This window comes from Paenibacillus sp. FSL L8-0470 (assembly GCF_038008625.1).
Taxonomy (GTDB): Bacteria; Bacillota; Bacilli; order Paenibacillales; family Paenibacillaceae; genus Paenibacillus_AQ.
Map to the genome: position 1 here is coordinate 2,524,077 of NZ_JBBOZM010000001.1, position 19,748 is coordinate 2,543,824.

Annotated in this window: 15 protein-coding genes; 13 read left to right on the forward strand and 2 right to left on the reverse strand. The window is 45.6% G+C overall.

The features are described 5' to 3' along the window. Window positions 1-161: 161 nt before the first annotated feature. From NST99_RS11335 to NST99_RS11395, 13 genes are all read left to right on the forward strand, one after another. Entirely contained in the window at window positions 162-533 is a 372-nt protein-coding gene (locus tag NST99_RS11335) for a hypothetical protein (RefSeq protein WP_341091681.1), read from the forward strand. A gap of 134 nt (window positions 534-667) precedes the next feature. Beyond that, window positions 668-1,690 (forward strand): hypothetical protein, encoded by a 1,023-nt coding sequence (locus NST99_RS11340; RefSeq protein ID WP_341091682.1) that lies wholly within the window; start codon window positions 668-670, stop codon window positions 1,688-1,690. Between the two features lie 508 nt (window positions 1,691-2,198). Beyond that, window positions 2,199-2,780, forward strand: coding sequence for a TetR/AcrR family transcriptional regulator (locus NST99_RS11345; RefSeq protein WP_341091683.1), 582 nt, complete (start codon window positions 2,199-2,201; stop codon window positions 2,778-2,780). Window positions 2,781-2,983: 203 nt separating this feature from the next. Beyond that, window positions 2,984-3,721: a UMP kinase gene (gene pyrH, locus NST99_RS11350; protein ID WP_341091684.1), complete on the forward strand. Its 738-nt coding sequence runs from the start codon at window positions 2,984-2,986 to the stop codon at window positions 3,719-3,721. Between the two features lie 251 nt (window positions 3,722-3,972). Further along, window positions 3,973-5,379: an NAD(P)/FAD-dependent oxidoreductase gene (locus tag NST99_RS11355; protein WP_341091685.1), complete on the forward strand. Its 1,407-nt coding sequence runs from the start codon at window positions 3,973-3,975 to the stop codon at window positions 5,377-5,379. Window positions 5,380-5,461: 82 nt separating this feature from the next. Then, window positions 5,462-7,297 carry a UbiD family decarboxylase gene (locus NST99_RS11360; RefSeq protein WP_341091686.1) on the forward strand — a complete coding sequence of 612 codons (1,836 nt, stop codon included), beginning with the start codon at window positions 5,462-5,464 and terminating at the stop codon, window positions 7,295-7,297. Between the two features lie 685 nt (window positions 7,298-7,982). Next, window positions 7,983-9,059, forward strand: coding sequence for a zinc-dependent alcohol dehydrogenase (locus tag NST99_RS11365; RefSeq protein ID WP_341091687.1), 1,077 nt, complete (start codon window positions 7,983-7,985; stop codon window positions 9,057-9,059). 28 nt (window positions 9,060-9,087) lie between these two features. Beyond that, the gene (locus NST99_RS11370) at window positions 9,088-11,025 is read left to right on the forward strand and encodes an alpha-amylase (RefSeq protein WP_341091688.1); all 1,938 of its coding nucleotides are present in this window, start codon (window positions 9,088-9,090) and stop codon (window positions 11,023-11,025) included. Between the two features lie 19 nt (window positions 11,026-11,044). Continuing rightward, a complete protein-coding gene (locus NST99_RS11375) occupies window positions 11,045-12,196 on the forward strand; it encodes a sugar ABC transporter substrate-binding protein (protein ID WP_341091689.1) in 1,152 nt (383 codons plus the stop codon). A gap of 15 nt (window positions 12,197-12,211) precedes the next feature. After that, the gene (locus NST99_RS11380; RefSeq protein ID WP_341091690.1) at window positions 12,212-12,871 is read left to right on the forward strand and encodes a RibD family protein; all 660 of its coding nucleotides are present in this window, start codon (window positions 12,212-12,214) and stop codon (window positions 12,869-12,871) included. Window positions 12,872-12,892: 21 nt separating this feature from the next. Continuing rightward, window positions 12,893-14,254 carry an MATE family efflux transporter gene (locus tag NST99_RS11385; protein WP_341091691.1) on the forward strand — a complete coding sequence of 454 codons (1,362 nt, stop codon included), beginning with the start codon at window positions 12,893-12,895 and terminating at the stop codon, window positions 14,252-14,254. Between the two features lie 181 nt (window positions 14,255-14,435). Continuing rightward, complete coding sequence (locus tag NST99_RS11390) at window positions 14,436-15,866, forward strand: helix-turn-helix transcriptional regulator (protein WP_341091693.1); 1,431 nt, start codon at window positions 14,436-14,438, stop codon at window positions 15,864-15,866. 202 nt (window positions 15,867-16,068) lie between these two features. Further along, window positions 16,069-16,191 (forward strand): hypothetical protein, encoded by a 123-nt coding sequence (locus tag NST99_RS11395; RefSeq protein WP_269322513.1) that lies wholly within the window; start codon window positions 16,069-16,071, stop codon window positions 16,189-16,191. Window positions 16,192-16,518: 327 nt separating this feature from the next. On the opposite strand, the gene NST99_RS11400 is transcribed toward NST99_RS11395, so the two are convergent. Both NST99_RS11400 and NST99_RS11405 read right to left on the reverse strand, forming a co-directional pair. After that, the gene (locus NST99_RS11400; protein WP_341091695.1) at window positions 16,519-18,222 is read right to left on the reverse strand and encodes a methyl-accepting chemotaxis protein; all 1,704 of its coding nucleotides are present in this window, start codon (window positions 18,220-18,222) and stop codon (window positions 16,519-16,521) included. Window positions 18,223-18,252: 30 nt separating this feature from the next. Then, window positions 18,253-19,524, reverse strand: a complete 1,272-nt coding sequence (locus NST99_RS11405) for an ABC transporter substrate-binding protein (protein WP_341091696.1) — start codon at window positions 19,522-19,524, stop codon at window positions 18,253-18,255. Window positions 19,525-19,748 lie beyond the last annotated feature (224 nt).

Below are 19,748 nucleotides of genomic sequence, written 5' to 3' on the forward strand. Positions count from 1 at the left end.
AGTGATCACCTCTTCAGTCAGTGTATGCACAGTAAGAGACGGTGGGTACGTATCTATGAACCTAGGACACTACCACATTTTAATTCAAATAGGCCATTGTAGTTTCAGAGAGCACGGGAAATGAATCTAATAGTGTATCCTATAAGAAAGTGGTGAAGTAAATGAAGCCAGTGGACAAGAAGACTCTTATGGCAAAACGGGCACTTATGGCAAAAAAGGCGCTTATGGCCCGCAAGGCAAAGGCATCCGCAGTGAAAAAGAAACGCAGAATCAGACAAAGCCTCGACAGATTTATCGTAATTGCTACGAATCTGTCTAATGCACCAAGAGATACAAGTGGATGGACAGCTAGCTTAACCAACGCAGGCGTAACAACAACAGCCGATTTTGATGATTTTGGTGTGGCCAGATTCCCCACAATCACCACGTTAACAACGGTACCGTATCTTTTGAGAATAAGAGATGCCAACGGAAATTCGGTAGTCAGCCGAAATGTCCCTGCAGACCGTGAATTTTTCATCGCCAGATTCTAATCTGGGGTGATCCATGGATGTGACATAGTCTAAACAGCGTGCGCCGATGCAAGACGGTGTGCGCTGTTTGTTATGATATGAAAACAAATTAGAGTAAACTGGAATTGTAATGTTTTTCCTGTATCCTCATCAGCTTGGTATTCAGATTGGAGGGGTGTCCTATATACGAGTGGATCAAAGACCGTAGCTTGCTGGAATATAGCGCCAAGCAGGAGCGATTTGAACTGGATAGGTTAACTGATTTTCATGTGAACAGACTGACGATGGACAAGCCACCTTCCGGGATGACGGCGCTTGGGCAGTATTTTATTGCTTCTAGTGTGTTGGACGACCAATCCTTCGCCCAGGTAATCCCGGTACAAGATGAAGCGATTAGAGCCATATTGATGGAGCAGGTGGCGCCACATTTTACGGTAGTAAGGGAAGCCGGACATGAAGGTGTAATAGAATCGTTTTTTCTGGAGCAGCTCAGACCGGAATCGAAGATATTGTTCGAGGAGACGAAGACCGGGATATTGCCCGTTATACAGGATTTGTACCGTCACAAGGATATGAGCAGCCATTACCATGAGGGCAAGAGACAATTGATTCATTATCCTGTGAATTTGGAGCTGCTTACGCCTTATGATGCGCCAGATGTGCAAGAACTGCAAACGCTGCTGAGAAAGTTCTATTTCAAATCCGGGGGGGAATCCAGTCTGATGCCGGTCGGCTGGATATTTGAAGATTCCTTACGGGATTCTGCCCTGCTGCGGTTTCTTGCCGGATTTGTCCCCTATGTTACGATGCTCGTGGATGCAGACAGCAACGAAGTTGTAGTGCTGCGGATGAGCGAAAATGAATGTTCACATACGCTTAAATTGAATTCAGCTAAACCGCAGCCGCCGCGCAGACACAATAATTATTTATACCTGGATATGGGCATTGGATTGGTCTTTGCGGTTGATTTAGCCGGGCAGCTACCGGTGGAGGATTGGAAAGGTCTCCGGGAGAAACAGGGGTATTATTTGCCGGAGGACAGTGACTTTGCAGATTTTGATCATGAGACCGCAGCGCCGATTCCTGAGGGCATAGGCCTTTTTTTTGATTCGGATTTCACGAAAGCAATGGTTGAGGCGGTTAACCGGGAATTGCTGAATTTCTTGGGAGGAAAATGATGAAGTCTATCAGGGGGTTTGCAGCTTTGCCAGAAACGGATGGTCCTTATGTGGTGTATATGGATTTCCGGCCCGGAAAAATAGGGCTATATATTGAACTTAAATCTTGAGATAAGGGAAAGGAGCAACGGAGGGGGATTTTGGAACTGGAGGAGCGGTAGTGTCCGACTGAAAGCTTTCCGAAGGAAAGCTAGCATCGAAAGCATAAGCAGTCTTCGGATTTCTACCGCTAATAGCGGTTAAAATCAAGAAATTTGAAGACAACAGCGGCCGGAAGTCCAAATATTCACCGTAGTAGCGACTGATCCTGTACTCTAATATCTTAAGTTCAATCTATGCAGAAAAGCTGAATTGCAGAAATCGGTAGAACTTAATCCTTACTGAGAAGACCAATAACACTTATTATTGCTCCTAGTAATATAGTCAGAAAACTCAAGCTGGGATATCTGACCTTGTAATCAACGATAGCATTAAAAATGAGTCCTAAAAAAATCAGGAGGTGCAGATCGTGCCGCCGAAATCAGATATTACGAAAGAGCAAATTATACAGGCGGCATTTGCCATTGTGCAGGAGCAGGGGCTTGAAATGTTGTCAGCCCGAAATATCGCGCAGAAGCTGAATTGCTCCACCCAGCCGATTTACAGCTTGTACGGAAATATGGAGGAGATCAAAAGTCTGGCGTATCAGAGGGTTGTAGATCATGTGCGTTACAGCATGACAAGTTATGAGGAGGGGTACTACTCACCTGCTCTCAATTTGGCTATCGGATTTTTGCATTTTGCCAAGAAAGAACAGCATTTGTTCAGATCTGTGTATCTTTCAGGTTATAAGAGCTATGATCTGGATCAAGAAGAATTTATAGGCGAAGCCATAAGTATGGCCTACATGCGTCATAGCAAACGGCTCAATTCAGCCTCAGAACACAGACTTAAGCGGGTTTTTCTGAATCTCGCCATCTATTTAATCGGGCTGGGAACCCTGATCCACTCAAGTACAAAGAAGCTGGAGATTGATGAGGCGATAATCATGGTCAGGGAGATGTATGAAACTTTGCTCCTGAGAGAAAAAGAGGGAATGAGCTGTGAATAGCGGTCTGGCGTTATTTCTGCAAGAAAGCAGATTAAGATATTAGCCGTTGCTATTTTCTTCTTGATGAGTATACAATAGATTGAATTAAAATACTGGAAGAGGTGGAAATATGAATTCATTTTTAAATCTTCATATTTTCATTTCATTGAAACACTAAGGCATTTTATGCTTTAGTGTTTTTTTATTATGCGGAGGTGTAGAGATTGGTAAGGTACAAAAGAGTTCTCATTAAACTAAGCGGCGGGGCAGTGGCAGGAAAGACAGAATTTGGTTTTGAACCGGAAAAAATGGAGCATATCGCGAGTGAAATTATGTCCGTGGTGAAACTGGGCGTTGAGGTTTCACTCGTGATCGGAGGAGGCAACATATTCCGTGGCAACATGGCGGAGAGCTGGGGCATAGAAAGAGCGGAGGCTGACAATATCGGCACGCTCGCGACCGTCATCAACAGCTTGATGCTGCGTGGAGTACTCAAAGCCAAATCTGACAGAGAAGTGCGCGTAATGACAGCAATACCGACTACATCCGTTGCTGAACCGTATATCCGTCTAAGGGCAATTCATCATTTGGAAAAAGGGTATATCGTGATTTTCGCCGGAGGCAACGGTCAGCCCTATGTGACAACAGACTATCCTTCGGTTCAACGAGCGATCGAGGTGAATTGTGATGCCCTGCTGGTTGCCAAACAAGGGGTGGATGGTGTACTTAGTGCAGATCCTAAACATGACAGGGCGGCCAGAAAGTTCAAATCCCTGCATTACAACGATGTGCTCCAGCATAACTTGAAGGTCATGGATCAGTCAGCGTTCATTCTGGCCAGGGATTATCATCTCCCGATGCATGTGTTCAACTTTGACCAGCCGGGTTCCATGAAAGACATTTGTGAAGGGATCAATCACGGAACAATCATTAGCGGAGAATCTCTTCTGGAATTGGAATAAGTGGCATGTTTTATTCTATTGAGAGTATAATAGCTTAGTTTGTCAATATACAGCTAGCTAATAAGCTTGAATATTAGTGATTATGTACAATCGGTTGGCAATAATTTAGCTATAATGACAATAAACCTAACATATATATTTAAAAGGCACAGCATTCAAGATATAATGTGGCCATCAGTATCAGCGTGAAGGTTGGCGGAGAGTCATGTATTTTGATTTCTAAAAGATGCCATCGAAAGGTCTGAGGGTTGATGAGCCTGGAAACTTTAAATGAACGAGTACAAACGGACCTTTCCTATTTGGCCTATGGCGGTACGGACTGGGTACGTCCTCTGGAGCATCTGGAAGGGCATGTCTACGATGTTGTTATTGTCGGAGGCGGTCAAAGCGGTTTGGGAGCGGCTTTTGGACTGCTGCGTGAACGGATATCTAACATTCTGGTCATTGACGAGAACAGTGAAGGGTCAGAGGGGCCTTGGGAGACCTATGCCCGGATGGTTACACTGCGGACGCCAAAGCATTTGACCTCCATTGATTTAGGGATTCCATCCCTGACCTTCCGCTCCTGGTGGGAAGCGCAGGCTGGTCCCGAGGGCTGGGAGGCCATGGACAAAATCCCGCGCGGTGAATGGATGAACTATCTGCGCTGGTACCGCCAGGTGCTCAGACTTCCTGTCATCAATGAGGTGAAGCTGAAGCTGATTGAGCCTGGAGAAGAGGGGCTCCACCGCCTGCACATTGCTGGCCCGGGAGCACCCTCCGGGTTGCTGCTGGCCCGGAAGGTGGTGCTGGCTACCGGCATTCAGGGTGGCGGTCAATGGCATGTGCCGCCGCTTATTGCCGGAAATCTGCCGGAGCATCTGTACTCGCATACTTCGGAGGCTATTGATTTCAGCGCACTGAAGGGCAAAAAAATCGCCATTCTGGGCGGCGGAGCCTCAGCCTTCGACAATGCTAATTACATGCTCTCCGAAGGTGCAGCCGAAGCCCATGTCTTTGTACGGCGGGAGAAGCTGCCGAGTGTCAACCCGATTCGCCAGATGGAAATATCGGGGATGATTGAAAGGTTCCATACGCTGGCGGATGACGATAAATATGCGGTGATCTCCCATTTCTTCAAGTACAATCAGCCGCCGACCAATGATACCTTTGCCCGTGCCGCGGCTTGGCCCGGCTTCACACTGCATCTCGGCTCCCCGTGGCTTGATGTGCAGGCTACTCCGGGAGGGGCGGTAGTAACAACTCCCAAGGGAGAGTTCGCCTTTGATTATATTGTGGTCAGCACTGGTCTTCTCAGTGATCCCGGCCTGCGTCCCGAGCTGCGGCTGGTTGAGCGTTATGTCGCCCGCTGGAGCGACCGCTATCAAGCCCCGGAAGATAAGGTGAATCCGCTGCTTGATGCGCATCCTTATCTCAGCCCGGGGTTTGCGCTGCAAAGCCGTGGGGAAGACGGGAAGAAGCTGCTGCATGGTTTGTTTGTATTTAACTATTCCGCTTTGGCCAGCTGCGGGTTGTCCGCTTCGGCGATTTCAGGTATCCGGAACGCCATACCCAAGCTTGTAGCCGGGGTGGCCGATCAGCTCTTCGGGGATGACCGTGAGAGGATTCTGCAATCCTTTTACTCCTATAATGAAATTGAATTTACCGGAGATTTGTAAGGAAAAGCTCTCTTGAGAAATCAAGAGGGCTTTTTGCTATAATAGAGAGGTTCATATTTCTTCTGCAGATTGGAGTAAGACCATGACCTATCGCAATTTGGAAGAGTGCATTATAGATTTGGAGAAGCACGGACATTTGATCCGTATTCATGAGGAAGTGGACCCCCTGCTGGAGATGGCAGCGATCCATTTAAAGGTTTATGAGGCCGGCGGCCCTGCATTATTATTTGAAAATGTTAAAGGCTCGAAGTACCGTGCGGTGTCGAACCTCTTCGGGACCATTGAGCGCAGCAAGTTTATATTCCGGGATACCTGGGATTCTTCACAGAATGTCATCGCGCTGCGCAATGATCCGATGAAGGCGCTCAAGCAACCCTTTAAATATATAGGTACAGGGCTTGCCGCGAGAAAGGCTCTGCCGCTTAAGACACTCGGCGGTGTCCCGGCAGGCTTCGAGGAAATTCAAATCTCCGACCTTCCGCAGATTAAGCACTGGCAGGGAGACGGGGGGGCTTTTGTCACCTTACCGCAGGTGTATTCGGAGGACCCGGACAAGCCGGGCATAATGAATTCCAACCTGGGCATGTACCGTATTCAGCTCAGCGGCAATGAGTATGAAGTGAATAAGGAAGTGGGGGTTCATTACCAGATCCACCGAGGCATCGGAATCCACCAGTCCCAAGCGAACAAGCGGGGCGAACCGCTTAAAGTGAGCTGCTTCATCGGCGGTCCTCCCGCACACACATTGTCTGCTGTCATGCCGCTGCCGGAGGGCTTAAGCGAAATGACCTTTGCCGGTCTGCTGGCCGGACGCCATTTCCGCTACAGCTATGTAGACGGCTTCTGCATCAGCGCGGATGCGGATTTTGTAATTACCGGGGAAATACATCCCGGTGAGACCAAACCGGAAGGTCCCTTTGGCGACCACTTGGGGTACTACAGCCTGGTGCATCCTTTCCCGGTCATGAAAGTACATAAGGTGTATGCCAAGAAAGGGGCAATCTTCCCGTTCACCGTAGTGGGACGGCCGCCGCAGGAGGATACCGCCTTTGGGGAATTGATTCATGAACTGACCGGAGGCGCTGTGAAGCAGGAGATCCCGGGAGTGAAAGAAGTACACGCGGTTGATGCTTCAGGAGTGCATCCCCTGCTGTTTGCCATTGGCAGCGAACGGTACACGCCTTATCAGCAGTTGAAGCAGCCGGCGGAGATTCTTACCATCGCCAACCGGATCCTGGGAACCGGCCAGCTTAGCCTGGCTAAGTATCTGTTCATTACGGCCGAGGAGGACCGGGCCATTAGCACTCATAATGTGGTTGATTTTCTGACCTATATTCTGGAGCGGATTGATTTTCACCGTGACATTCATTTTCAGACCAATACTACGATTGATACGCTTGATTATTCCGGCACAGGAATGAACAGCGGCAGCAAGGTGATTTTTGCGGCAGTGGGAGAGCAGAAGCGGAGCTTGTGCACAGAAGTGCCGGAGGTTCTGTCCCGGCTGCAGGGCTTCGGTGAGGCCAGAATGGTGATGCCGGGCATCGTTGCCCTGCAAGGGCCGGCATTCATTAATTATAAGGAAGCGCAGCAGCAGTTAAGGTCTTTGTGCGACGCCATTGAGGAACAAGGTCCGCTCCCTACCTTGCCGATGATTATTCTGTGTGATGATAGCGAGTTTATGAGCGGGACCCTGAACAATTTCCTATGGGCGACCTTCACGCGCAGCAACCCTTCGCATGATATATATGGCGTGAACAGTGTAGTGGAGAATAAGCACTGGTCCTGCGACAATGTCATTATAGACGCCCGTACGAAACCGCATCAGGCCCCGCCATTAATCCCGGATCCTGAGGTGGAGCGCCATATTGAGCGGCTTTTTGCAAAGGGAGCCATCCTGGGAAGCCTGCGTAAATAAAACTGCAGGTTATTCTCTTGGCGGGGAGTTGGGAGAAAACAGTATATTCGAACGGAAAACCGCAGCTGATGTCGCTGCGGTTTTTTATGTGCGTCTCAAAGTTGTACCTATTCGAAAATCGGTATTTTGTCATATTTTCGCGAAATTTCGTACGAAAATAGGTAACATTGCTGGAGCAAAGTCGTAACTTGCGTGGCTGGGAGTACTCTTCAGAAAAAAATAAAATGCAATATGCAGGTAGGACAAATTGCCAAAGGATAGAGAGTTAAGAGACTCTAAGAGTGAAAATAATGCATCGGAGAGAAATTGCTTTCAAGTGAATTAATCCAAGAAGGCCAGGCCTAGCCTGGCTTCTAATCGCTGAGCGAGCCTGTTGGACCGGATTTTATTCCCGATCTCCTGAGCTGAGATTGTAGGACACAATAAACGAATGCAGTCATATTTTGGAGATTATTAACGATATGAAATAGAAAAAAATAATAATGATGTAATATTCGACAATAAATTCCTTACATTTCAAAAAATATATGATAGGATAAAAAATGAAATCGTACAAACGTTTGCACAACTTCTGGTTGTTGCTTTTCGAGAGATAAAGGGGGCGTACTGAGTTGATGTGAAAATATATGAAATTATGTGAAAAGAAAAGAAAATAAATGTAAGAAAGTGGAAAGGGGATTAGGCAATGAAATCAGAACAAGCTGAATATGCAGTATCGGAGAAGATGCCAGCACTGGTATGGTGTTCCGAGGGACTGAATCTGTCTGAACTGGACATCCCTGCGGTCACACTATTAACTGATGTCAAAATAAAAATTCAAATGACGGGGATCTGCGGAACCGATCTGGCTGTCATCACAGGAAAAGAACCTGGTATTTCTGGAGTGATACGCGGTCATGAAGCTGTAGGAACTGTTATCGAAACCGGGGCGAATGTGACAGGCCTGAACATAGGCGACAGAGTAGTCATTGATCCCAATCAAAGCTGCGGCGAGTGCAGATTTTGCCGTCAAGGCAAAGAACATCTCTGCATAGGAACGGATGGGAAGGGCATGCCGATTGCCGGATTGAACAAAAATGGCACTTTTGCTCCCTGGTTCGTTACTGATGAAAAGTACTTGTATAAACTACCTGAACAAATGAGTTGGGAAGCTGCACTGGCCGTTGAACCACTCGCCTGTGTTCTGCATAACTTCCGTGAGGCCAGGATCAGCGCAGATGACTCGGTGTTAATTCTTGGTTCCGGCCCGATGGGACTTTTAGGTCAAATAGTTGCTAAACGTATGGGATGCACCACTATTGCTACGGAAATCAATACAGGCCGGCTGGCAAAGGCGAAGCAAATCTCTGACTATGCCTGCCCGCCGGAGGAGCTGACCCCGGAGCTGGTGTCAAGCATACTGGGAGAGAAGAAATTTAACATCGTAATAGATACAGTGGGCACACAGATGGAGCTGGCGGAACAGTGGGTGGAGCGCGGCGGTACGATAATCCCCTTCGGCATCAATGGGAAATATCAGTATACAATCTCACCGACCTTTTACACCCAGAACGCAGTAAGGCTCCTGGGAGCCGGTGAATATCTGAACACCTTTGAGGATGCATTTCAGTTTGCGAAGGATGTACCGGAGGTAGCCTCCCTGATTACACGTAAGTACAGCTTGAACCAATCCGGGACAGCCATTCAGGAGTTGCTGGGACATATGCCGGATCATGCAGCTTCTTCGGACAAGCCGCTTCTAAAAACGGTGTTTGTTTTCTGAAAAGAACTTTCATAGGGAGATGCGCTCAATGATCAGACAGGATGAAAGAATAAACCGGATGCTTGAATATTTTGCCGGCTGCCAATTTAAAAAAGTGGAACCCATCTGGATACCCGATTTGTGGAACGAGTGCGGCTATTTGTCGGTCTTGGATAACAAGGATGGCGAAATTCTCGTTGATCCGGCAGGATTTATGGTTAAGCATCTGCAATACTTGCTTGAGTTGTCTTCGGGCTATGTCAATATCGAGCAGACAGATTTAGATAATAGTGTCATCTATTGCTCCTTGCTCCGTTATACTTCAGCCTGGGATTATAGCCATACCGGGAATATCCAATCCGGAACGTTTCTGAAATTTATGATTCTGTTGCCAATGCTAAAAAAAATGAATGTCAATATCCTGTACTTGCTGCCTGTAACCCAGTACAGCCATTTGAATCTCAAGGGGGATATTGGTTCGCCGTATGCCGTGTACAGCCTATTTGATTTAGATGAGAATTTACATGATCCGTTGCTGGACGGTATGGAGAAGCTGACCATCCATGATGAGCTGGCGACCTTGGTTGAAGCCTGCCATTTGCTGGATATCAAAGTAGTACTTGATTTAATCCCGCGGGTGAGTGCAAGAGATAATATTTTTTTGGCAGAACACCCGGATTGGTTTTACTGGATTGATCTTAACGTGCTGCCGGGATTCCAGCCTCCGAAAATTGCCGAATTGGAGTTCTTCGCCGAATGTACACCGGATAAGCTGGAAACCATTTACCGCAGTGATGAAACCCGGGTTTTTCTGAACCAATTCCGTCTGCCGCCGAATGAACTGGATGCAGTCCTTTGGAGTGACCTCAAACGGCGCGCCCTTGAGTCAGGCGAATCCATATTACCGATGATCGAACGTGAGATGGGGATTACCCCGGCCCCTGCACATTCGGATTGGATTAATGATGTTCAGCCAATCTGGACAGATGTAGCTTTCTTTCGTCTATACAATGATCCCTCTCCGTTGGTCCGGTCTTATTTACCTGAAGGGCAACCGCCATACGTACTTTTTGATACGATCAAGTGCAATGTATACCCTGGAGAGGAGCCGAACCGGGAATTGTGGAACACACTGATAGAGGCAGCTTGTTTCCAACTGAACACCTATAACATTGATGGTTTCCGGATGGATATTGGACACACGCTCCCGGTTCCCTTACAGGAATCTATGTTCAAGGTGATTAAAGATATTAAGCCAACAGCGATTCTGATCAGTGAGGATTTATTCAATCGCAACCACCGTGAAGCGGCAAGAACCGGTTACAATGTGATGTTAGGCAGCGGGTGGAACATCATGACTGATATCCGTGTCGAACGCTTGGAGGAGTACCTGCGGGAACTTCCGGAGTTGCAGATCCACGTATTTGCCTGCTCGGAAACAGCGGATACTCCAAGAATTACAAGCCGGGGCGGGATGGAGCTGGCCCGTCTCATGACGGTGTTTAATTATTTCCTACCGAACGGAATCCCTTATCTGACTACAGGAATGGAAGTATATGAGGAGCAGCCGCTTAATTGCGGTCTCGGGGATAATACCGGCGGTGCAGATATTCCAAAAGCTTTTTTCAATACCATGACGATCAATTGGACCAATGAATCCACACTGCTGCCGCTCCTGGAGCAATTAAAGCAGATAAAGAGACAATACTCTAATCTGCTGAAGCCAACGAACTTTTATCTTTCTGATTCACAAGGCGATATTATGATCTACTCTTACTATTTGAAAGATGAGCTGTTCAGCGTTTGTTTTAATTTGAACCCGGAAAAAGAGCAGACATTAAAGACTGAGCTTATCTATCCGGGGTCTAAAAAGACAAATCTGCTGATAGAAAGCGAACAGGGCGGATGGAACAAGCCTGGCAGCGAAGAAACCTATGAGATGCAGCCTTATCAGGCGCTGGTACTATTAATGGAACTGATCAAATGACCAAGGAGGAAGGATTGCAATGGATAAACAAACCGTACAGCAACAGCAACTGAATATCTGGCATGAATTCGATGGGAAGGGAGATACCTCCATAGAGGTGTTGGAGCAGCTCTGCCGTGAGTATAGCTCTAAATTCGGTGTTCCCGTTATTCCGAAAGTCATGAATATCTCTAAACTGACCGCTGGCTTGCAGCAGATAAAAACTGCCGGAGCTGGTCCACAAATGGCGCTGGTTCCGGCAGACATGGCTGGATACGGGGAAGGAGCCGTGTATTCGGAGATTCCGGAGAAATTCTGGTCTATGTCCGGCTTCTCTGATAAGGATATCCGTTACTCCATGCGGTCGAATGACAAACAGTATGGTATTCCTATTCTAAAAGGCAATCATCTGGTGCTTTATTGCAACTCGGAAATCTATCCGGAGGCTCCAGCTTCGTGGGAAGCGATTGAGCAGCAGGCGGAGGAGCTCATGGCTAAAGGTATTGTTCCAGCCGCCACTGATCTGGCGGACCCTTATTGCTTTATCCCATTCCTGACTGCATTTGGAGGCTGGCCGCTGAAGGAAGGAAAACCCGATCTGTCAACTCCGGAAATGGAAGCGGCTCTGCGGTTCGTTCAGCGGCAAACGGCCCAAGGGGTGCTTGGCAGTTTTCACGGTTCCACTGAACTCCTGGACCGTTTTATCGCCGGAGAGATTGGTGCCATCATTTGCGGGGAATGGATTTACAATTATTTAGACCTTCATATGCGAGACAGATTGCTCGTAGGTGCGCTGCCGACTATTATTGGCAACCCGGCAGTCTCAATGGCTTCATCCATCGGTCTGGTATTTCCGCAGAATTCGTTGGAATCGGAGCAATCGGACGAGCTACTATCATTCGCCGCTTATCTGCTGAGTGAAAGCAGCCAACGGGAATGGGCGGAACGGGTACAGCGGATTCCAGTGCATACCGGGGTGTTGGAGGACATCAGGGTTACCGCCTCACCGGTCAGGGCTACACTGATTTCCTGCCTTGAAAGTGCGCGTAACATGCCAATTGAGCCGATTATGAGGGAAGTCTGGGATGCCATCTCCGCAGGCTTAAAACATTTATCACAAGAAGACGCCGCGAGATTATTGGTGTTAATGGAAGAGCATGTGAGCAGCCGCAGCAAACAGCAAACTCTATAGAGAAGAGGGAAAACCATGAAAACGACCATTTTTAGCCAAGTGTCAATCGACGGAAAGCTTACTTTAGGTGCGGGGCAGTCCAGCAAACAATTGTTCAGTATGTTCGAGGAACCTGATATTGAATATATTCATAAATTCAGGGGCTTAGTTGACGCTATTATGGTAGGGAAAAATACAATACAATATGATGATCCGATGCTGACAAACCGGTATGAGGAGAATAATAACCCGCTGAGGATTATCCCCACCTCACATATGGATATTTCACTGGACAGCCATGTTTTTGCCGACAACGGCAGAACGCTGATCGTTACCACTGAAAATGGTCAGGATCCTGAGAAGATAAGTATTTTGAAGGACAGGAACAAAGAGGTGTTAATCTGCGGAGAGGACAAAGTGGATTTTGTGGATTTGTTCCGTGAACTGGAGGCTAGCTACAACGTGCACAGCATTATGATAGAAGGCGGCGGGTTTCTAAACTGGAATGTTTTTGACCAGGATTTAGTAGATGAAATCATCTTAATGCAGCTGCCGATTATTATCGGAGGCGGGACTAATATAACGCTTGTTGACGGCAAGGGATATAATGACCTGAGCTTTGCAAAGAAGTTCAAGGTTGTGGAAGTTCTCCCGCAAAAAAACTATACACTGCTTCGTTATCAGAAGGCTGTGTGACGACGATGGGAGGGCCCGGTAATGTTAAAAGATTCAAAGGCGGATTTTTATAGCAATATCTATAAAATAGCAATTCCTGTAACTCTGCAAAGCCTGATTATGGCTCTGCTAACCTTAACCGATCAGCTTATGGTCGGACAACTCGGCGATGTGGCCGTTGCTTCTGTAGGCATATCCATAAAAATATACGGGATTATAACTGTAGTATTGGCCGGACTAGCGACAGGGGTGTCCATTTATGCCGCGCAGTTCTGGGGGAAGAAGGATGAGAGAAGCACAGCGCAGCTGCTGGGATTAGGACTGCTTCTAGGGATGGGCATCTCCATTATTTTTACGTTGCCCATTCATTTCTTCCCGGAATTCAGTCTCAGCTTATTTACTAAGGACCAGCGGCTGATCACAGAGGGGTCCGGTTTTCTGAAAGTGATCTCTCTGAGTTATATTCCGGTTATGCTGACAATGATCTATTCCGCTATTTTGCGTGCTACAGGACATGTGAAGCTCCCTATGATAACCAGCATAGCTGCAGTGTGTATTAATATTGTACTTAACTATCTGCTAATCTTCGGGAAATTCGGCTTTCCGGAATGGGGGTTAAAAGGAGCAGCGATTGCTACACTTACCGCCCGGTTGTTTGAATGCTGCTTTATCATTGCAGCTGCCTATAAGCTTCGTCTTCCCGGAGCAACCCGTATCCGCGACTGGTTCGGGGCATCCGGGACGCTTCTGGGGAAGTTCCTTCGCACTACGTATCCGATCGTATTGACCGAGCTGATTTGGGTGCTGGGTGAAACTGTGTACGCCATTATTTACAGCCGGATGGGAACTTCTGAAATAACCGCGATGACGATAACCTATCCGCTTCAGAGCTTAAGTATCGGTTTATTATCCGGGCTCTCTAGCGCGGCCGGCATCATGATTGGGAATAAGCTGGGGGCCGACGAGCAGGATGTGGCATTGGACTTTTCAAAGCGGTTTATCAAACTGGGTATTCTGGTATCCCTTGGAATCGGCGTATTGATTGCCGTATTTGCGCCTTTGTATGTATCTATCTTTCAGGTGTCAGATGAAGCGCGTCTCATGGGAACCCGGCTGGTTTGGGTATTCGCTGCATTCCTGTGGGTAAAGGTTGCCAACATGATTTTGGCGGGCGGCATTCTCAACAGCGGCGGTGACAGTAAGTTTGTATTCGCGATGGAATCCACTGCGACATGGCTGATTGGTGTCCCTTCCGGATTATTAATGTCGTTTGTCTGGAAACAGCCTGTATTTCTGGTATATATGATATTGTCTATGGAAGAAGTGGTTAGGCTTAGCATAGGACTAATACGAATATACTCCAGAAAATGGATGAAAAATTTGGTCGCTGACATATCTGCATAAGAAGAAATGGATTCGGGGGAGAAATCCCCCGTCTTGCTTTATTACAATACAATGGAAACCGAATTGCCAAAAAAAATAGATTACTATTATACACGATGATGCCAAAACTACGAATTATATATTTCAATTGACCAACGGTAAAACTATGGTTATATTTGTAATATAATAAAATTTCTCTCATATGTTGCAACGAGTTGATTCTGAAGGAGTGGTTTACTTGATAGCTACAACCACGATCCGCAGCGAGTTGGATAACCTCATGAAACAAAAAGGCTGGAATATGAGTAATCTGGGTAGAACCATCGGTATAAATGTAGGATCTATAAGCTCCATTTTAAAAGGCAATAAGGTAATGAGCGTGGATCAGGTTGACAGGGTGACCGCGGTGCTTTCGTTGCCTGCGGGTTATTTTTACGAAAATTATATTCAGGAAAGTATGATAGAAGCGACGCCTAATTGGCGAAGAATCGGCCCGTTTCTTTACCGCTGCGCAGAACTGAATAAACTGGATTGTGTTCTGAAGACGGTTACTATTCTTCTAGAGGAATTGACCTACGCACCCTTGCTCTTTGATGTTGCCAATGATTTTTTCAAGAGAAAATGGAATGATTCTGCTGCGATTCTGTATAATAATGTGGCCAGATGTGAAATCCGCCAGCATTCCGAACGTTTGGCCTTTTGCCAATACCGTCTCTTCACGCTTAGCATTGGAGATGACCAAATTCAGAATTTTGAGGCGGCCTGTCAGTTTGAACCGTTTGTCGAACGGTTAGACGAGAAGGATCAGCTGGATGCACTTAAAGATTTAGCGAATATTTACCGTTCTTTGCGGCGGTGGGACAAGGTTGAGGAGCTTGCCAGAGAGATGGGCCGGAAGGCCCGGATACAGTATTACAGCAAACACCGGAAAGAAGGAAGAGTGCAAGAGAGCTTGGCGACAAGCCTGCCGCTCTTTGTTTACATAGCCTATTCGAACCTGCTTCTTGCAAGTGTATGGGACGCCAGAGGGGATTTTCAGCAAGCCTTGGAATGCACCTATGCTTATGCCGATCTTAGTTGGGTCAAAGAGACAGACCCTGAGACGTTACATTGGGTTGAATTATTCCAGCATTGGGCACAAGTCAATACCTATATAAATAAGCTTCGAGGCGGAGATCAAAGTGTAATCTCTGACCTTGTTAAAATTACTAAAGGAAAAAAAGAAATCTTTACTGAGCTCCTTAATATTATTGAAGCTGCAAATCAGTATTCTTTTGATATCGATTACATATTAGATGAATTTGAGTCTCAAATTGTCTTTTATGAACGAGATCTCGCTTCGGATGTGTATACCCGTCAGGTCATTCCTGAACAAACAGCACGGTTTAGTTACGAGTTGTCAAAATATTACCTTAAAAAAGCAATGTATGCAGAAGGGTTTAAGTATTTATTGGAAAGTATGGAATCATACAGTGCGAAAAACAATAGTAATGCTATTATCAAATGTGTAGGCTTATTTGAGAGTTTTAAAGAATATGCGCGGCCTGAAACATTGATACAATATCAAAGATTTATTCAAAAGGTGTGGGAAAAAAATGAAAAAGAAGCTGACCTCGTTATTAGCAGTATCTAGCACTGCAAGATCCTAGTGCCTAATTGATACAGAGAACTGTCTATTCATGTCAAATGCTCAGTTTTTATTTGGGAAAATATACAACAAAAAGAAAAGATTGTGATATAATCATTTGTGTAGGCTTATCTGAGAGATTTAAAGAGTATGCGTTGTTTGAATTACTGACACAGTATCACAAATTTATTAAAAAGGGTGTGGGAAAATGAAAAAGAAGCTGACTTTGTTGTTAGTAGCTACCAGTTTTTTAGCCATTTTATTTTTGCCGGTATTGCCTTCAAATCCGTCTCATATTGTAATCCTTAATGATCAGGTTGGAGGAGCATAATCAGGCTGTCACCTCCCTTGGAACTGTTGAATTCGAGTACCCGTCTTTAAATATCTCTTCAATTATTTGAGCCTACATAACCTCTGAGTATCCGGCAGATTGTATGAGAACTGTCCTTCCTTTGCAGGGAGGGACAGTTTTTGATTGTAATGGCTGACTCCAGCACGCCTGGCAATTTCCGAGTGAGTGGGAATCACTCCCTGGCTTTGGTCTGCCAGAAGAAGTAGGAGACAACGATTTCGAATACCTTTAGATGTGGAAATGCTGTGAAGGAGTTGCTTACACAATATATTTTACAGTCAGTCTCTCGACTATTGAATAGTTATTTTAAATCTTAAAAACGGATACTGTTTGATTCATTTCTTCCGCCCTTTTGGCAAGCATGTTGGCCCCGGCAGAAACTTCCTCCATGGCTGCCGTAGTTTCCTCGACAACGGATGCTACCATTTGAGTAGAATCTGCTGCACGTTCAGAGATTTCAGCTATTTTTCTCATAGATTCCAGCATAGAAACGGTCCCTCCACTTACAGATCTTGCTTCAATAGCGGCATTGTCCACCTCACCGCTGACCTCTTCAACAGCAACAACAATATCAGAGAATACGGTACCCACACCTTCGACGAGCACCATACCTTCATTTAGTGAATGAACCCCTTCATTCATTGAGATCACAACTTCGTCGGTTCTCAATGTGATTTCGTTGACCAGAGAAGAGATTTTGCCCGTTGCTTCACTGGCCTGTGCTGCCAGTTTGCGTACTTCAAAGGCAACGACCGCGAACCCTTTTCCATGCTCCCCTGCTCTTGCAGCTTCTATGGCCGCATTTAGTGAAAGTAAGTTGGTACTGGCTGCTATGTCACTGATCATAGTTGAAATTTGACTAATCTCGGCAGACTTTTCCCCCAAAATATTAACTACTTCCGCAGATTGAGTTACCTTGCTATGAACATCTCTTATTTGAGAGACAGTGGAAGAAATTATGGCTTGACCATTATTAGCCTTCTCCTGTGCTTGGATTGTGAGATCGGACACATTAGCAAACCGATTAGTTATTTTCTCGACGCTATTAGAAACGTCTACTGTAATATTCAACGTTTCAGCTATATCTGCAAGCTGAGTTTGCGATCCCTCTGCGACTAAAGTAACACTTACGGCTATTTGCTCGCTGGCTATACTTGTCTGCTCTGCACTAGCTGTTAACTGCTCTGCTGTAGAGGCAACCAGTAACGAGTTTTCTACCACTTCTTTTAAAAGGTTACTCAGTGACTCGCACATGACATTAAAGTCGGACGCCAGCTCGCCGACCTCGTCTTTTGATCGGACCCTAAGGGGTTCGACTTGCAGGTTCCCCCTGGTTACCAACTTCATTTGTTCCGCGATCTTTAATATAGGTTTAGTGAACGATGCAGCCAGTAAAAGCGAACCGATGATTCCAAGGATAGTGCTTATGGCAGTCAGGGAAATCATTAATATTTTACCTGATTGGTAAGAACGACTCGATAGATTAGCTGCATCCATAGCGTATTGCTCATTGAGTAGCCTAAGTTTATTAACGTCGTCTAATGCGGCATTATAAATAGCAGAATTTCCATGTATGATCATGTATGACATCACTTTATTATTTTCTTCCATCGCAGTGGAAACCACTTTTAGATACCGAAGATACATTGCCCACTGACCATAAAAGTTGGTGAACAGCTCTTTTTCCTCTACTGTGGAGGCAATACTCTGGTATTTGTTTACGCTCTCTTCCATTAAACCTATCGCTTTTGCTAGGTCAACTTGATCTTTTTTTCGGGCTGCCGGATCATCTTCGATTATCATCCTAACGGTGAGTCTGTCAACTTCTGTTATCTGCTTGTCCATACCCTGAAGCAGAATAACGGCAGGTAAAGAGCGCTTATTAACTTTATCTGCTGCCACCCCCATATCCGACATCTTTATGATACCTACAATACTCGAAAGTGACAAAACGATAACTAATACGAGCGCCGCACTTATTAATTTTTTCTTTAAAGTCAATCTAAACATCGTTTCTTCCTCCTATGTCTGGTCTCGATGTCACCGTTGGGCTTTCCAGTAAATACGTATTTGCCGCAACAGCTCAGCCGAATCTATTTTCCCACTGATGTAGCTTTGAATAGATGCACCAGTGATGGCCCAATGATCAGGAGGAAGAGTTGTAATAAACGGTAATGTCTTTCCTTCCGAGATATACGCCTTGATCGATTTCCCCAAAGGATCGACAGGCTCTAAGGAAATGTTCTTGAACGCAGGAATAGTATTGGCCTTGTTGACTAGGAACTCTTGTCCGGGCTTTTCAAATACGAGCCAATTAAGAAACCTTTTTGCTTCCTCTTGCTGTTTAGGAGTGGTGGTTTTTGAGTCGATGATTATATATTTTGTTACACCAACTGTAATTTTAGAATTAACAGGATCATCCGAATTATTGTTTAACGGTAGAGGCAAGAAGCCGTATTCCCCATTTGCTGTATCATTGCTCTTAATTTCCCCCCAAGCCCAGTTGCCCATAAACCAAAGCCCTACTTTTCCCTCTCCAAGGGCCTTTGCTCCGTCATAAGTATTTTCCATAGGCGAATTCTTATTAATGTTGTTATCTTTGAGCAAATCTAAGGTTTGTACCCACCCAGACATCGCATCATTTTTAGACATATCTATGGAATTATTCTGCATACCCTTAACAAACTTTGAAAAACCTCCGGGTTGAACAGAATAAGATACAGTTAAAAGATGAGAGCCAAGTGACCAATCCATCGTAGAAAGCATGACTGGTTCTACACCCGTCTTCTTGATCTTAGTCATTAATAAGTTGAGGCTGCTTCTACTTTTTACCGATGAAGCATCGAAAGAGCCCCCAACCGCCTTGTCGAGTACCTTCTTATTGTATATTAACCCGTAGCCTTCAACTGCAAATGGAAAGCCGAGTACAGTTTCGTTTTTCTTAACAGCATCAAGTCCATTGTCTATCGTTTCAGCTACCCATTTTTCTTTACTTAAATCAACAGCTTTATCCAGAAACTGCTGTGTGTCCCCTGAATCAAGCATCGACATAGTTGCCGGGCTCCCTGAGCCGTACATTGACATTAACTTTTGATAACCAGACGTACCCTCCGGAGCGGATATTATCTCTAAAGTTACTCCAGGATGCTCTTGATTGTATTGTTTCGCTACTTCCTCTAATTGAGTTTTTATCTCAGTTTTGGAATTTAGAAGTGTGATCTTGGTTGTCTTCAGTGATGTTGGGGAAGCTGAACACCCCATTAACATTAATAGACATGCCAGGGAGAGTGAAATTCCCAGCTGTTTTCTCATTAAGTTTCCCTCCATATTATGAATACATTTCTAACGGATTTTCTATTATCCTGAGTCCTATAAATATTTATTTGCTTAAACTATAGGAAAGTTGTTCGAGCTAATTGTAATATAATAGGATTCAAAGACGAATAACCCTATCCCTTCTGATGTTTTTTCGAAAATCTAGCACTTTTAACTTATCGGCATATTTACCTAGGTGAATTAGGGATTTACTTTGGTAA

What these genes read in the sequence shown, in the direction of transcription:
- NST99_RS11335 (WP_341091681.1), top strand. Translation starts at nt 162, where the DNA reads ATGAAGCCAGTGGACAAGAAGACTCTTATGGCAAAACGGGCACTTATG.
- NST99_RS11355 (WP_341091685.1), top strand. Translation starts at nt 3,973, where the DNA reads ATGAGCCTGGAAACTTTAAATGAACGAGTACAAACGGACCTTTCCTAT.
- NST99_RS11360 (WP_341091686.1), top strand. Translation starts at nt 5,462, where the DNA reads ATGACCTATCGCAATTTGGAAGAGTGCATTATAGATTTGGAGAAGCAC.
- NST99_RS11365 (WP_341091687.1), top strand. Translation starts at nt 7,983, where the DNA reads ATGAAATCAGAACAAGCTGAATATGCAGTATCGGAGAAGATGCCAGCA.
- NST99_RS11370 (WP_341091688.1), top strand. Translation starts at nt 9,088, where the DNA reads ATGATCAGACAGGATGAAAGAATAAACCGGATGCTTGAATATTTTGCC.
- NST99_RS11375 (WP_341091689.1), top strand. Translation starts at nt 11,045, where the DNA reads ATGGATAAACAAACCGTACAGCAACAGCAACTGAATATCTGGCATGAA.
- NST99_RS11380 (WP_341091690.1), top strand. Translation starts at nt 12,212, where the DNA reads ATGAAAACGACCATTTTTAGCCAAGTGTCAATCGACGGAAAGCTTACT.
- NST99_RS11385 (WP_341091691.1), top strand. Translation starts at nt 12,893, where the DNA reads ATGTTAAAAGATTCAAAGGCGGATTTTTATAGCAATATCTATAAAATA.
- NST99_RS11390 (WP_341091693.1), top strand. Translation starts at nt 14,436, where the DNA reads ATGTTGCAACGAGTTGATTCTGAAGGAGTGGTTTACTTGATAGCTACA.
- NST99_RS11395 (WP_269322513.1), top strand. Translation starts at nt 16,069, where the DNA reads ATGAAAAAGAAGCTGACTTTGTTGTTAGTAGCTACCAGTTTTTTAGCC.
- NST99_RS11400 (WP_341091695.1), bottom strand. Translation starts at nt 18,222, where the DNA reads ATGTTTAGATTGACTTTAAAGAAAAAATTAATAAGTGCGGCGCTCGTA.
- NST99_RS11405 (WP_341091696.1), bottom strand. Translation starts at nt 19,524, where the DNA reads ATGAGAAAACAGCTGGGAATTTCACTCTCCCTGGCATGTCTATTAATG.